This window comes from Acinetobacter calcoaceticus ANC 3811, from assembly GCF_000399665.1.
Lineage (GTDB): Bacteria > Pseudomonadota > Gammaproteobacteria > Pseudomonadales > Moraxellaceae > Acinetobacter > Acinetobacter calcoaceticus_B.
The window spans coordinates 3,385,019-3,399,693 of the sequence record NZ_KB976986.1 but is presented as its reverse complement, the minus strand read 5'-3'; the positions used below and the strand labels follow the sequence as shown (position 1 = coordinate 3,399,693).

The following is a 14,675-nucleotide window of genomic DNA, read 5'->3' as shown; positions in this document are numbered from 1 at the left end:
ATATTAAAGATATGCTCGATTCATTAAGAAGAAAACAGTTAATTCAATCGCTCCATGAACAAAATTTCAACCGTTTGTCTTTAGATGAGTTAATGTATAAAGACACAAAATATAATGCTTCCATACTTTTCACTGGTGATGATATCATTTTCAGAGGAGAGCTAAATATCAATACTGATGATAAAAACTATGTCTTTGATATAGTTATTAGAATATATGATCTAAAGCTTATTTCTTTACCTATTGTCTATATTGTTAATCCCAGTGAAAAAATATTAAAACTCCCTCTACCTCATATAACTCCCAAGCCAGAACTTAAATTAAACAATAAAATATTGCATTCTATCTGCTATGCATTTGCAGATGATATTACTATTCCACGTTATAACTGCTCTAAATTTATAGATTTTGTAGTTAATCAAACAAAAACAACTTTAAAAAAAATAATTAGCCCAACCTCTATTTCTGAGCAATTAAATAATGAAATTGAACCTACTTGGGTTGCCCTCAGTAGAATCAATAAAGCAGCTTTTCAAACCCTATCTTTTGGAGAACTTCCTACACAACAAAATAAATCAATAAATTTTACTGTAATTAATAAAGATGAAAATATAAATTTTAATGGAAAATTAATATTTATCCCTGATTCACAAAATGTTCCAAAATTAAGTTCATTCCTGAATGCAGACTTTTCAATAAAATCATTAGATAAATTCTTTCATTGGATTAAATCTTGGGATCAATCAGGGTATAATATCTTATTGATTTCATTGAAATTATATAAAGATTTTGAAAAAAATTTCTTTTTTGGATTTGTTTATAGAGAAGCTATTTTATATTTCTCAATAAAATTAGATTCACAAACTATAGCTAGAATGGCTAGATATAATAATTTAAAAAACTTTAAATTTAATAACAATCAAAATTTAGGCTTCGGTATAGGCCATCATTTTAGTCTTGAAAAATTAGTTAAAAGAAATTTGCAAAGCTTAAATAATATAGAAAATCTTAATGATTTAAAAATACTCCAAATAGGTTGTGGTGCTATAGGGGGGTACCTAACTGATTCACTATTTAAAGTCGGTGCAGGTTTTGGTGAAAACTCAAAATTAACTCTCGTTGATTCTGATAAATTAAGTAGGGACAATCTAGGTCGACATTTTTTAAATGCTACTTATCTCGGTATAAATAAAGCTGAAGCATTAAAAATCTATCTAGAATGTAATTATCAAAAATACTTAGTAAATGACAAATTAAATATTTCATTTGAAAATTCAGATATAAAATACTTATCAACTGATTTTTATGAAGAATTTGATGTAATTATAGATGCTACAGGTAAGTTCGAAATCGCAGAATATCTAAATGAATTAAATAAACAACGCTGTCCAGAAAAACAAGTACCTATATTACATTTATGGATCTTTGCAAATGGCGAGTGTGTACAAGCATTCTGGAATAGTCCTACATCATTGGATAATAAAGGTGGTTGTCATTATTGTCTATCCACACTTTGGTATAATGCTCCAGATGATTTTTACCCGCTTCCTGATATGAATAGAGAATCAACTATAAGAATAAATCGTCCTTGTGCTAACTATACACCATATACAATTAGTTCAAGCCTAAATGTGGCTAGTATGGGAATTGAGGTACTCTTAGCTTGGGCTGGAAATACACTTAAATCTAATTACTTTACTCACTATGCTTCGACTTTATCTAAAGATAAAAATATGAACCTGAAGGCTGAGGTCTTTAAACAAAAAAGTTGTCCTTTTTGTAAGTAAATATATTTTTTGATTTTAGCTTGACTATTTTAATATGAACCCAAAATATTAAATGTATTTTCAAATAGTTAAAACTATTGATAACTTAATATTATTTTCATTTTTTAGGAATATTTTATGACTAATTCTACTATTTTTAATGCTCATCGGGGTTATCGAGCTCTAGAAGACGGTTTTTTAAGGGCATTAATACCTTCCCAAGATACTATTAAGGAACTTAATGAATGTCGTAAAAAAATTAGATCTTGCTTGAAATCTGGATTACGTGATTTTATTGAAGATTACAATCCAGAGGGGCCAAATCCAAAGTTCCGTATACAAGGTTCTTGGGCTTATGGGTTATGTAATTTACCTGCTCATAGGGGACAAGAACTCGATCTTGATTATGGAGTTTATTTATCAGCTGAAGTTTTTAATGAATGTGATGAATATTCTAAAGAAACTTTGAAAAGTTATTTTTCAACAGTCGAAAATCTTTTAGACGAATTGGCAAGTGAAGAAGGCTGGCAGTTAGATTCTACAGATAATATGAATTGTATCCGATTACTTGTAAATTCGTATACACATCTAGATGTGCCAGTTTATATAGTCCCTAAAGATATGTTTGATTCACTTGAAGAGTATAGTGAGCTTCAAGTTGGTTTACGCAAAAAACAGATAGGCTTGGAAGATTTTAATTTATATGACTCTATCACTATGGATTCTGCTTCTATATCTGAGAGTTTTGAATTCGAAAGCCATGGGTTACTTTATGAAGAAAAGTTCAAAGATCATATTGAACTTGAAAATATTAAACGGATTACAATGGCTCAACGCGATGGTAGTTTTCGCGAGAGTGATTGCGAACAAGTGAGACAATGGTTTTTAAACTTTATTGCCAAACAAGAAGATGAAGGAAATCAGCTAAGATTTATTTGTAGGTACCTAAAAGCATGGCGTGATTATCATTGGATTCAAGGTGGGGGACCAAGTTCAATTCTACTCATGGTTATAGCATGTCAAAATTATGAGTTTATTGAGAAACGTGATGACCTTACACTTTTAAATATTTTGAGTATTTTACCTGAGGCTCTTAAAAATCCAGTATATGAAAGCTCGATTCCAGACCATGAAAATGAAGATTTTAATCGAATTAAACAAGAAAAACGCCAATATTGCTCTAATAAAGCTACAGAGTTTTTAAATTTAATTAATGATAGTTTAAATGCAAAAGAGAAAAAATATTGTCTAAAATTCCATATTGAAGCCTTTGGCCATCGTTACCCTTATAATGAGGACTACATTGAAATATCTAAAGTGCCAACTACTGAACAAGATATATTTAGGCAGTCTTTGAGCAGCTCTCAAACAGCGAAAGTTTTACCTTCAGTGACAAGTGGTTAACTAAAATGGCGTATGTCACATTTATAGATGAAAAATCCGATTTTTATATACGCTTTAATTTAGATATTTTGTCTAAATTGGATTCTTTCCGGCAGGTTAAACAAAATATGCCCGAAGCTGGTGGAGTTCTAATAGGTGAAGTATACGGAAACAATGGATTTTGGATTAAAGATGTGACATTCCCAGGCCGAAATGATGTTTCATCAAGAATTAGATTTATTAGACAAGATCCTAAACATCAAGAAATAGTTGATGAATGGCACATGAAGTCTAATGGAACTATGCAATATTTAGGTGAATGGCATTCTCATCCGCAAGAGAAGCCAAGTCCATCTTTAATAGATATAGAAAGTTGGCGTAATTTAGCCTTGAAAATGGATTCTCAAATGGGAAGCCAACCCTTTCTACTTTTAATACTCAGTATGGGAGATATTCATAAAGATTGGATTGCGATTTATAATGGAAAAATGGGATATAAAATTTTAAAAACAATCTCATTCCTATAAATTACTTTCTATTAACACCATAAATTTATGTATATTAATAATATGAGAGAAATCTAATGGACATTGAATCCTTTTTAATTAAATGTATTATTAATGATTCTTTCAAATATTTTAACAAACTAGAATTATATAAAAAATTCTACTTTATTGGTTTCTTTTTATTTATTATATTCCTTCCTTTTAGAGACAATATATTTTCTAATTTTTTTCTAATGGTGTCATTTTCGGTTATTGAGCTTGGCTTTATTAGTTGGATTTATATTATTTACAAAAAAAGAATCAAAGGTATTAAAATATACAACTCATCGTTTTGGTTAATAAATATTTTTATTATTTGGCTTTCCAACGTCATTTCACAAAATTTAATTACTGCAAGTTTAGGCTTACCTGCTACAGACTTCTATTTAACACTTGGTTTATGGACTTTTTTTTGCTACGTTCCAGCACTCTTAATTATTGTACTTATAATTGGATTAATAATATATGTACCAACTATCTTGATATGGTCACTTAAAATTTCTCTTGAGACATTATATGTTCTAATTAAACCTCTTCTTTATATTTTTATAAAAAATGAACCTCATATTAGGAAAAAAAGTAATGATTTTAATCCATTACATTTTTCTGGATTTATGCTTTTTATTTTATTCCTAGCATTTTCAATAGTTGCTCTTGCAAAAAGTGAAAGTAAATTTTATACACCAATAAAATATACGGCCTACTATGCTGATTATCATAAATTAAATAATTACCCAGATATTGATCACAACCACAAGGTTGTTCTTCATGCTAACAATATATATTCTATCGCCATTAAAAATGGATCAAAAATCAATATTTATATTAAAAAAATCAAATAATATTAATTATTCTTATTTTCTTTTAAATTAATAGCATATTCAATAACTTGAATTAAATAAGATAACTTTAATGAAATAAAATTTGTAAATATTGAAAATAGTTGAAAGATTACAACAACAGCAATTAATACATAGAATAGAAATTGGAACTCTGGATGTTCTTGTAAAAATTCGAAAGTTTTATTATTACTTAAATGAGTGAGTAACAATACCATTGTTGCTAAAATTGATGGAAATATTCCAATTTTGTCTAAAGAACCCGTAAGGATAGATGTTCTTTTATCAAAATGATCTTTCTCATAAGCAATTTCTCTTCTAGCTAATTCTAGGTCATCATATTCAAAAGCTATTAGTTCTGGTAAATACTCAATAGCAGATCTTGCTGATATATTAGCATTCCGTAAAAGTATACCTACAGGCTCATTAAAAAAATACTTAATATCTTTTCTTGAGTATACAATATCTATAATTACATCAACCAATAACAACCCTTCACATATCAACAACAATATCAAAGATATGACTATTAATATTTGTAGAGAAAGATAAACCCCTAAAATAAATAATATAATTGAAAACATTAAACATGTCATATTCAACCAAAAAAAACCCTGCCTTAGAGCCCTATTTCTAGAGCTTTTCTTTAGTTTAAAGTTTTTTTCATATTGATTAATTTTTAATAATAAATTATAGATATGTTTTTGACTATATTTTTTCATTGCCACTCCCATGAAGACAAAGACTTTTATAAAATTTACATATTATTATTTAATTTCTAGAAACGTTAGTTGTTTACCAAAAACTACCCCTGTGTCAATATAAATACAATTGTCTTTATAAACTGGAGAATCCACTACTGTATGTCCTAAGTACACTTCATGAATACCTATTATTTCTTGATATTTCAGCGGGTGCTTCCCCAATATTCTACTCCTTCCCCATAGCGCACTTTGTAATGTAGAAGAGTTTGATTCAGAAAAATAGTCTTTCTTTAAGATATCATTTTTAAAATCTAACCAATCATTTTGCTTAATATCTGCATGCACAAACCCATACTTTCCCCCCCTAAAAGCAACTTCTAACACAATAGGTAAATTTAAGCAGACATCCAAAACTTCTTTATAGTTTTCCATTGTAAGTCCATATAACCACTCTCCCCCATGTTTACAATGAAACCCTCTCATTTCAGGTGCTATTGATGCTTCTAAACACATTTGTTCATGATTGCCACGTATAGCTTTAAACCAAGGTTTTTTGACAAGTTCAATACATTTGAGACTGTCTTTACCTCTATCAACTAGGTCTCCGACTGATATAAGCATATCCGCCTCAAAATCAAAATTTACTTCGAGGAGTTTATTCATTAATTCCTCATAACATCCATGAATATCACCGACAACAAAAAGTCGGCTTACATGAGATGCATCATAGGTTTCAATTAATAATTTAGTAGGAAATAGGTCCAATTTAGTAGTTATAACTTGCTTAGTTATTATTGAGCTTATAAGAAATTAAAAAATTATTAAATATTTTCTATATTTGAAATACTAATAAATTCTGCGAATTTTACACCAAGTACATTCAACCAATCTTTTAATTCAATGATATCCAATCTTCTATCTAAGTTTTCAACTTTAGCTACGTAGGATTGGGGCTTTTTCAACGATGAGGCTATCTGTACCTGAGTAATATTTCTTTCCTCACGTATCGATATTAAACAATGTATTAGACCAATATATCTCGGGTCATGTATTGAGCTCATAACCAGAGATGGTGTACTATCCCAACAATTATCCCAAAATAGGATAATTTCTTTTTAAATGTAGTGATCTGTATGACAAAAGGAGAAATTCTTCAAAGATCATTTGTTCGCTTTCTGCTAAACAAAAACTTTCAGAATCATGAATTTCAGCAAATCTGGACTATCTTTGTACAAGAACGATCAAGTGGCTTAAATACTGAAGAGAACTTCCATTTCATTTATAAATTTTTTAAAAAGTCTTTAGTAAAGGAGTATTTTATCTTGGATACATCAACTGTTCCTCATAGATATAGTTCTGCCTATACAAAGCACCAATTAATGAAAGAAAATTTAGCAAAGGAGCTTCGACCATCTTATGAGTCGATTTATCAAAAGGTGCAAACGCTAAAAAAAGCTATTAAACAAAAAGAGTTAGAAATTGAATTTTTAAAAGAATACAGTAGAGAATTTCCTAAAATTCAATTTGAAATTGAATCGTTAATTCATGAAAAAGAACGTGAGTATCTTGCATTAGAATCAAATATGAATGCTCTTGATGCAATCTTTAAAGTATTTAACTAAAGAAAGTTGAAGAAGCTATAAATATCAATTTTTTATCTAAAGAAGATATAATGGGTTTAACTAAATGGAAGTGAATAATGCTCCTCAAAATATAGATAAAAAAATCACTTGTGATATCTGTGATAGAGTTTGTTTAGATAGTTATGGAATTTTAAAAACGGTTACTCAAAAAGCAACTCAAGAGAAAAGTGAAGAAAACGAAGTTTACTTGTGTTCATCTTGCCTTTTTAGCTTAAGTACCCACCTGAGGACACAAAAAAAATTACTTCATCTATTCGATGAAAATTAAAAATATCAAGTGTTGATAACTAGCCTATAAAATTATTAATATTAATCGTCAATTTAAAAGTAATTTATTGACATATCTTTGTAATACTTTAAAAATCATACTAATAATATTTTATTGTTAGATATATGGCTACTACAAATAGAGATAACTTTACCCAAGCAACAATTAATTTACTTAAACGTAGAGTGTCTGGTATTTGTTCTAATCCTGATTGTTATGTACAAACATCCGAACCACAACTTACTGATACTTCAAAGGTAAATGAGACGGGTATTGCTGCTCATATTTGTGCAGCAGCGATTGGGGGACCACGCTATAATTCCACAATGACACAGGAAGAAAGAAAGCATATAAATAATGGAATTTGGCTTTGTTCTACTTGTGCAACTAAAATTGACAGAGAACCAGATTTGTATCCTACTCCATTATTGCATCGATGGAAAAATTTAGCTGAACAGAGAATAAAACAAAATTTAAATCAAAAACTTTACACACAAAGTGAAGCTGAGTACCAAGTAAACCATTCTTTATTACAAGCTTCAGGTATAAGTGTACCTAGGAGGATCCAGAGCTCCCTATCTGAAATTGCAAAAGCTATTAATCAACATATTAACCACTTAGATCCTCGTTTAGATGTACATTATTCTTTTATAAATGGGCATGATTATTTTAATATAAATATTAAAGAGAATACTGAAGAAGCTATCACGGTAAAATTTACTCCTGTCAGTCCTAAAGAATATACACAGAAATTCCAAGACCTTCTTGACCATGGTCATCGCTTTTCATGTGATATTTCAAAAATTATGACTAATTCTTCTGGTTTAAATGTGCTCTTACCAACAGATTCGGAAGATGCGACCTTAACAATTGAACCTAATAATAAAAGAAAAGCTGTCGTTGAGATAGAAAATGAAGAGGGAAATAGTTTAGTAACCTTTGAAGATGTGCTGATTCTTGGTCGTACTACTTTTTCGTTTTTTAGTCAAAAATTTGAAGGATTGCTGACTTTTAATATCAACCAAATCCCTTACAAAGGTGGTTCTATAAAAGATGCAATGAACTTAAATTTAAATGTTCATCTCTGGGATAATAAACTTTTATCGCAATTAAATTATTTTGAACAAATTTTTAAACTTTATAAGACTTTATCTAATCTTAATAAATTTTCTATAAAAATTTATATAGAAGGATTACTTGTATTTTCAACAACATCCAATATACCCCAAACAACATTTTATGGATTAAATTCATTATTATCATACACTTACTACTCTTCACTACTATGTAATATTTTAAAAATTGAGATCCCATTTCAAAGTGAAATCACTTTTACTGCAGAAGAACATCAAGATATTTTTGAGACGGTAGAAGCACTAAAAACTATAGAAATTGTTGATGATTTTTCATGCGACTGTACTTTATTTGAAGATAAAAACTTATCTATAATTTTTATTCAGAATAGTAATGAAATTACTATTGAGCAGAACACACTTATTGAAATTGATAATATTTTTAATCTAAAAATTTATGAAAATGTTTATATTCGACATATTTTTAAAGAAGCAAATATATCTCTAACTAAAGATAAAATATCTAAAAATCAAATATATAAAGTTAAAATTGATAATTCAAATAGGCTTGGTAAGTACTTTCGAACTACAACTTTAGATCCACTTGCAGGAGAAAAAAAATAGGCCAAATCGATTCAAAACATTAAGGGCTTTTTTAGGAAGGTAAACTGTTACTTATATTGAAGGGAAAATTTAATTATTTTTATTAAATCTTATTAAATTATCATTTTTCGACATAAAATTAGTGAGTTCTTTTTTGGTTTCAGCTAATTGAAATATAACACTAACTAACTGTTCAGCCTGAATTTTTTGCTCTCTTTCTAAATTCTCATATTTCTCCTTAATTTTTAAATATTTAGCCTTCCAATCTTTAGTTTCTTTGGCAATTTCTTTAGCACTATTCTTTTTCTTCTTTAAAGTTTGAGCTTCATTAATCTTAAGTTTTAAATTTCTAATTTCTTCAGAATCACCTTTTATAGCTCCTCTTCCTCGTCCTGCTTCTAATGCCACTGTATCAAAATTAATTTTTGTCCCTTTCTCCAAGTTTATGGGCTCATCTTTTATAAGTCTTTCTAATGCAGAATAGTATTCATTCATCGATTTCTGTGACATTTTTTACTCCAATTCTGTTTTTGTACTTAAGTAAAATAGAGTCAATTTCCCTTACTTCGCAAAGTAGTTGTTTTTTATAAGGATCATCATGATTCAACGGAAAAGATCGACTCATAAAGTGATATTTTGTTTTCTCTAAAGCCTTAATCGATTTTGATGAAAAAACTGCATCTTTACATGATATGCATGCGGTTATACTTATAAAAGCTGTTTTGTCACAATGTTCTTTTCTCGCACATCCGCCTAAAGGAGTTCTTCTATAAGATAATCTTCCATCTCTTATAGCTTGTTCAGTATGCTTAAAATCAGTTAAAAATAAGGGAACATTTCCAGTTTCTTTAGCATTTTGTAAACGAGTTCCTTCAGCCCCAAATAGAGGAATTTCTGTATCAATAATGTCCTCCTTAAAGCTTAGAAGACTTTCCATAAATTTTTCTTCATTAAAAGTATCAATTAGCGTCTGATCAAAAATATAATTAGGTATTAAATGAGAGTTATTACCATAATAATAGGTCATTTCCTCTGTAATATGCTTTAATTGACCTTTCAAAGCTGGCGTTTGAACTAGTCCACTCCTAGAAGCATAAACAGTTAAACTTCTTCTAAATTGATGTGCTGACAGAGGAAAAGGCTGATTAATCTTGACCTTACGTTCATGTAAATCACTCAGCAGCTCAATTCTTTTCATTTCTTCTAGATCATATTCACATATATTTAAGTCGAGATTAAAAAATTTAATAGTTGGAATAAAATCTATTTTATTTTGTACGGAATACTTGTAAATATTAGTTTTTGTTCCTCCTTTAGGCGCATAAAAAATAGGAAATTGAGAATAATCTTTAGTTTGAATTTTTGAGATAAAGGTAGAGATTTTTACCATTTCTTGAGCTACTTTAATTGCAATTTCCACAGCAGATGAACAAATCCATACTGTCTTCATTGGACCAATTTTTGTAAATTTAGATGTATATCCATTTAAAATGAATACTTGTGTATTTTTAATTAATATTTTATTTAATGCATTAAATGGCAAAAGTAAACACTCAGACATACGCATTCCAGAAAACAGCAAAATTGATAATTTTGTTAGCTCCATAAGGCTATAGTAATATTTCTTTAGATTAAACATATTATTAATTTTATATTTTTTTGCTATTTCTTCTAATCCAAAAAATTTAATTCTATCAAATACATAACTCCAAATATTTCTATATGATAATTTTAATGTTTGTCTAAAATCATTATCAAATACAATCCTAAAAATATGTAAAAATTTATATCTATATTTAAGGTACTCATTAAATATTTGTTCTTGTTTTTTTATTAAAATTGCATAAATTCTCGTTGGAATTACTAAATGTTGTTTAATTTCATTACTCAATAATTTATCTTTAAAAGAAGTTAACTCATTAAATTGTGATGGGCTAATAGAAAAATTATGCTCAGTAAAAGTCACTGATAATCTTGAAATTTTTTTTAATGTAGTTATAAAAAAAGAAAAGACCCGTCTTTTTTTATTTCGAAAATATTTAAAAACATATGAAGTAAATTTATTATTACTTGATAAATTATCCAATGAAAATTTATTCTGATATGCTATTCTTACTAAAATCCTAATATTAAAGTAATAACTAAAAATAGATGAAGCACTTATAGATCTACTATTAGTATTACAAAACATAAGACCATACACTAATAACTTTGCTTGAAATATTAATAAATTCTTAAGATTTTTATTTGAATCTTCCAGTATAATATTATTAAAATCAATTTTATTTGCAATAGTTGGTCTATACAAATAAGGAGTAAAATCCCAAATATTATCTTTAAAATAAGATAAAATTGTACCATTACTATTAAAAGTTATACCAGTCTTATTTGTCGGATAATTTTTTTGATACTCAACGGGTAATACATAACTTAAGAATAAAAAATTATTTTCCATTTAAATCTCCTCTAAACTAACAAGAAGTTGTAAATGTTGTAACCAAAAATCATCAAGAAAGCCTTCCTCGACATTCTCTTCAGTTTTTTTAATTATCAAACTTGTGGTTGGAAATTTGTTAGTCATAAATTTTAAAATCTCATTTATACGATAGATAATTTGTTCAGACTCTTTTGTTTTATTTTTCAAATTAGCAATAATCATTTTTACTGAAATAATTTTTTTAATATCAACAACATCAGCATGGATTGCATATTTATCACAAAAAAGACAAGTCTCTAAGTTACTGCAATTAGGCTGTATAGAATTATCGTTAAATTCTTTTTTTAAAGCAGGACTCCTTTCTTCACAATGACCAATAGGTGTAGATTTTTGTTTATTTTTTTCTTGTGAATTTTTAATATTGACTCCAATAATTTCACTATTAAATCTATACCTTAGAACAGTAGATTCAATTTGAGCTTTATAAAATTCCGACATTTGCAATGCCATTTCCTCAAAAGAAATATTTGTATAGTTTTTTAATATAGTTTTTGGGGTGTTACCTAATTTTTCAGCTGTAAGTAAAGGATCATTACTAATAGCCAGATAATTATTACTAACATTTTTTCTTAAAATTCTATTATGCACTGGTACAATCTGAAAAACATCTTTTAAAAATCTATGATATTTAGTAAAATAAACATTATCTAATTTAGTAAATTTATTTATTTTAGATAATGTCATTGTGGGCATATAAAAGAATAATTTATCATCTATTCCATTTTTTGTATCTTTATCAAACTCACTTAATAAATAACTACGAAAATCTAGAAATAATTTATAAAATTTTAAAAATTTCAAACCAAACTCAATTGGAACTGTTTTCCCCCCTGCACGTATTTTACTACCATAACCTCTCATACCTTTTTTTGATGATAGCATTTCAAATTTTTCTACTTTTAACTCACATAGAACTGCTTCATTAACTCCTGTGACAGCGATAAATGCTTTTGCAAAAGCCATTATTGCAATATTTGCTAAATTTACTTTTATATTACAATTTCGAAAATTCATTAAATTTAAATCTTTTAGGCTTTTTACCTTAAAATAATAAGATGCTTTTAATTGTGTAATTGATGAATTTGATTCAATAAATCTTTTATCTTTTACAACCTTATCCAAAAATATATTTATTGGTACAATCTTATTATCCTCATCATAAAACATATCATCTTTAATTAAATTTATTTTTTTAGATTTATTAAATTCAAAAAAATATTTTTCCCCTCCAAACTTAATTAAATCAACTATATATGGCAGAGGTTCTTTATTCAAAATATATCTAGCTAAAGTTTCAAATATATAAATTTGCTTTTCTAAAAAAATATTAACATCTTCACTATTATATTGAGTTATTGGTCTATTGATTCGATCTGATTTAATTCTTTTAATTGATGATAAAAAGTACTCTGAAGTTAAATTAGTAGAAAATTCTAAAAAGATTCTTAATAATTTTTGCTTCAATGAGTATCCGCCAAAATCAGAAGTATTTCCTCCTTTAGTAAATTGCTTTATTTTATCCAATAAAAAAATTGTGAAATTTTTATAAATTTCAAGAGCATCCTCTACATTAGACACATCTGCATTACCATAATTTTCATTTATGTAATTAATGATATAATTAAAGTTTTTAAGCTGACCTTTTAATGTATTATTAGATTGAGATTCCTCAACAAACTTTAAAATTATTTTCTTAATTGGTAAAATTCTATCTTTTTTTAATGAATCCAATTTCACCGGTTTAATTTTATTAATACGAGATTTTTTATCAACTTCACTAAAACACCACGACCCAACATCAAAAGTAATCTCTCTATGATTTAAACCAAACTTAATAATTAAATTAATTACTTGTTGATCATCCAAACTCTCCAAATCGTCAAAATTAGTAATATTTAAAATTTGTGTTGTTCTTAATTTATATATTTCCATATTATTCCTATAAAAAATTAAATAAATTATTTTCAAAAATATTTTGAGTATCAATATTTTTAGCTAATATTTCTTTATGATCAAGATACGACCAAGTCGTTTGAATATTTTTATGTCCCATTCTTTTTCTTATATAATCGACACATTTTTGATTATTTATTCCTCTACTTTGTAAATTAATTACTATATTCATTCCAAAAGTTGCTCGTAGATCATGAAATCTGATATTTCCGAACCATGGATAATCTTCTTGTATTTTTTTTACAAGATCATCAAAATTCTTTCTTACTGCATTCCCTTTATATATTTGAATATCTATTCTTTTATTTTCTTTAAGTATACTATCTTTAATATCATTCATATTAGATTTACTAGTATAAAATGGTGATCCTATTCCTGTTAGAAATATATAATTTTCATCTGAATCTTTATAATAGCTTTTTCTAGCTCTTTCTTTCCAAGTATCAGAATTTATATACTCATGTAATCTTTCAACTAGCCATTTAGGTAGTTCTAATATGTATGGTATATCACCTTTAGAATCTATTCCACTTCCCGCACCGATTCTTAAAGTATAGGTCTTATTCGAAGTAATTTTATCTTTTGTTATTAAATCATTTATATTTTTCACTTTTATTGTACATATACTTTGAAGTCTCGCTCCTGAATGGAAAGCTATACTGCACATAAGCTGTAATGTTCTAGACCCATATCTATCTAAATATTCACTCAAAATTTCTTGTTCTTCATTTATTAATGGTCTTAATTTTCCGCCATCATATATAGCAGTAGAATCCTTAACACTATATGGCTTTTTTATAGAAAGGCTTGATGAAACAATTTCTTTATTAAATTCAAAACCCAATTTACCATTGATCGTTATTATTTTCTTTATTAACTGATAAGGTTGATTCTCAAATAAAGAAGAGTTCAAATAACCATTTTCTAGACAACTTTCATAAAAATTAACTACGCGATTTATTCTCTGTTTAGCCGTATTCAGGCTCATGTCACCTTTTTCAATTTGTTCAATTAAATGCCTTCTAAATAAATATGTAATTCTTTTATTCAGTAATTTAGGAAAATATAATTCATCTAATTCCCTATCTTCTATAAAACGATAATAATGTAATAAGTCTACTGCAATTGACTTCAAATTATCACCCACTATGTCGTTGTATTTTATTAAATAACTATTAAAATACAATGATGCAAGTTCCCACACCTCACCTGAGCTTTTTAAAATTACTGGAAAAGAAATTGTGAAAATATCTCGTCTATTTTCAAACGAAGATAAATTCCTCTCAAGATCCCAACTTATGTCGAGAATTTTATAATTCGCAATATAAATAATTCGTGCTTTTGAGTTCAATTTGTTTTGATTTGACATTCTTGATCACCTCAAGAAATCTGATATTGTCT

At 27.5% G+C, this 14,675-nt stretch carries 14 protein-coding genes; 7 read left to right on the top strand and 7 right to left on the bottom strand.

Annotated features, from left to right (window positions below; genetic code table 11):
* Positions 1-11: 11 nt before the first annotated feature.
* The 4 genes from F935_RS17205 (at position 12) to F935_RS17190 (ending at position 4,536) form a co-directional block, all read left to right on the top strand.
* On the top strand, positions 12-1,787 hold the full coding sequence (locus F935_RS17205) for a ThiF family adenylyltransferase (RefSeq protein WP_016140048.1): 1,776 nt from the start codon (positions 12-14) through the stop codon (positions 1,785-1,787).
* A 117-nt stretch (positions 1,788-1,904) separates the two neighbouring features.
* Positions 1,905-3,170 (top strand): CBASS cGAMP synthase, encoded by a 1,266-nt coding sequence (locus tag F935_RS17200; protein WP_016140047.1) that lies wholly within the window; start codon positions 1,905-1,907, stop codon positions 3,168-3,170.
* Positions 3,171-3,175: 5 nt separating this feature from the next.
* A complete protein-coding gene (locus F935_RS17195) occupies positions 3,176-3,676 on the top strand; it encodes a Mov34/MPN/PAD-1 family protein (protein ID WP_016140046.1) in 501 nt (166 codons plus the stop codon).
* 56 nt (positions 3,677-3,732) lie between these two features.
* Positions 3,733-4,536 carry a hypothetical protein gene (locus F935_RS17190; protein ID WP_016140045.1) on the top strand — a complete coding sequence of 268 codons (804 nt, stop codon included), beginning with the start codon at positions 3,733-3,735 and terminating at the stop codon, positions 4,534-4,536.
* 2 nt (positions 4,537-4,538) lie between these two features.
* On the opposite strand, the gene F935_RS17185 is transcribed toward F935_RS17190, so the two are convergent.
* The 3 genes from F935_RS17185 to F935_RS17175 are packed head-to-tail and all read right to left on the bottom strand — an operon-like array spanning position 4,539 to position 6,298.
* Entirely contained in the window at positions 4,539-5,255 is a 717-nt protein-coding gene (locus F935_RS17185) for a hypothetical protein (protein WP_016140044.1), read from the bottom strand.
* 45 nt (positions 5,256-5,300) lie between these two features.
* Positions 5,301-6,002 (bottom strand): metallophosphoesterase, encoded by a 702-nt coding sequence (locus F935_RS17180; RefSeq protein ID WP_035366395.1) that lies wholly within the window; start codon positions 6,000-6,002, stop codon positions 5,301-5,303.
* Between the two features lie 56 nt (positions 6,003-6,058).
* Positions 6,059-6,298, bottom strand: coding sequence for a helix-turn-helix domain-containing protein (locus tag F935_RS17175; protein WP_035366393.1), 240 nt, complete (start codon positions 6,296-6,298; stop codon positions 6,059-6,061).
* Between the two features lie 72 nt (positions 6,299-6,370).
* Here F935_RS17175 and F935_RS17170 point away from each other — a divergent pair, with 72 nt between their 5' ends.
* The 3 genes from F935_RS17170 to F935_RS18060 all read left to right on the top strand — a co-directional run bounded on the left by F935_RS17170 (position 6,371) and on the right by F935_RS18060 (position 8,845).
* Complete coding sequence (locus tag F935_RS17170) at positions 6,371-6,859, top strand: hypothetical protein (protein WP_016140042.1); 489 nt, start codon at positions 6,371-6,373, stop codon at positions 6,857-6,859.
* Between the two features lie 64 nt (positions 6,860-6,923).
* Positions 6,924-7,148 (top strand): hypothetical protein, encoded by a 225-nt coding sequence (locus F935_RS17165; RefSeq protein ID WP_016140041.1) that lies wholly within the window; start codon positions 6,924-6,926, stop codon positions 7,146-7,148.
* Between the two features lie 125 nt (positions 7,149-7,273).
* Positions 7,274-8,845 (top strand): hypothetical protein, encoded by a 1,572-nt coding sequence (locus tag F935_RS18060; protein WP_016140040.1) that lies wholly within the window; start codon positions 7,274-7,276, stop codon positions 8,843-8,845.
* A gap of 69 nt (positions 8,846-8,914) precedes the next feature.
* Here the strand turns inward: F935_RS18060 and F935_RS17155 are convergent, their stop codons facing one another.
* From F935_RS17155 to F935_RS17140, 4 genes are read right to left on the bottom strand one after another with little or no spacing between them, the layout of a single operon-like run.
* A complete protein-coding gene (locus F935_RS17155; RefSeq protein ID WP_016140039.1) occupies positions 8,915-9,334 on the bottom strand; it encodes a hypothetical protein in 420 nt (139 codons plus the stop codon).
* Positions 9,312-11,279, bottom strand: coding sequence for a hypothetical protein (locus F935_RS17150; RefSeq protein ID WP_016140038.1), 1,968 nt, complete (start codon positions 11,277-11,279; stop codon positions 9,312-9,314). The genes F935_RS17155 and F935_RS17150 overlap by 23 nt, the downstream gene beginning before the upstream one ends.
* The gene (locus F935_RS17145) at positions 11,280-13,253 is read right to left on the bottom strand and encodes a hypothetical protein (RefSeq protein WP_016140037.1); all 1,974 of its coding nucleotides are present in this window, start codon (positions 13,251-13,253) and stop codon (positions 11,280-11,282) included.
* A gap of 7 nt (positions 13,254-13,260) precedes the next feature.
* Positions 13,261-14,643: a site-specific integrase gene (locus F935_RS17140; RefSeq protein ID WP_016140036.1), complete on the bottom strand. Its 1,383-nt coding sequence runs from the start codon at positions 14,641-14,643 to the stop codon at positions 13,261-13,263.
* Between the last annotated feature and the right edge of the window lie 32 nt (positions 14,644-14,675).

Bases quoted from the DNA above. Each gene is read 5' to 3' on its own strand.
- F935_RS17205 (WP_016140048.1), top strand. From the start codon at position 12: ATGCTCGATTCATTAAGAAGAAAACAGTTAATTCAATCGCTCCATGAA.
- F935_RS17200 (WP_016140047.1), top strand. From the start codon at position 1,905: ATGACTAATTCTACTATTTTTAATGCTCATCGGGGTTATCGAGCTCTA.
- F935_RS17195 (WP_016140046.1), top strand. From the start codon at position 3,176: ATGGCGTATGTCACATTTATAGATGAAAAATCCGATTTTTATATACGC.
- F935_RS17190 (WP_016140045.1), top strand. From the start codon at position 3,733: ATGGACATTGAATCCTTTTTAATTAAATGTATTATTAATGATTCTTTC.
- F935_RS17185 (WP_016140044.1), bottom strand. From the start codon at position 5,255: ATGAAAAAATATAGTCAAAAACATATCTATAATTTATTATTAAAAATT.
- F935_RS17175 (WP_035366393.1), bottom strand. From the start codon at position 6,298: ATGAGCTCAATACATGACCCGAGATATATTGGTCTAATACATTGTTTA.
- F935_RS17170 (WP_016140042.1), top strand. From the start codon at position 6,371: ATGACAAAAGGAGAAATTCTTCAAAGATCATTTGTTCGCTTTCTGCTA.
- F935_RS17165 (WP_016140041.1), top strand. From the start codon at position 6,924: ATGGAAGTGAATAATGCTCCTCAAAATATAGATAAAAAAATCACTTGT.
- F935_RS18060 (WP_016140040.1), top strand. From the start codon at position 7,274: ATGGCTACTACAAATAGAGATAACTTTACCCAAGCAACAATTAATTTA.
- F935_RS17155 (WP_016140039.1), bottom strand. From the start codon at position 9,334: ATGTCACAGAAATCGATGAATGAATACTATTCTGCATTAGAAAGACTT.
- F935_RS17150 (WP_016140038.1), bottom strand. From the start codon at position 11,279: ATGGAAAATAATTTTTTATTCTTAAGTTATGTATTACCCGTTGAGTAT.
- F935_RS17145 (WP_016140037.1), bottom strand. From the start codon at position 13,253: ATGGAAATATATAAATTAAGAACAACACAAATTTTAAATATTACTAAT.
- F935_RS17140 (WP_016140036.1), bottom strand. From the start codon at position 14,643: ATGTCAAATCAAAACAAATTGAACTCAAAAGCACGAATTATTTATATT.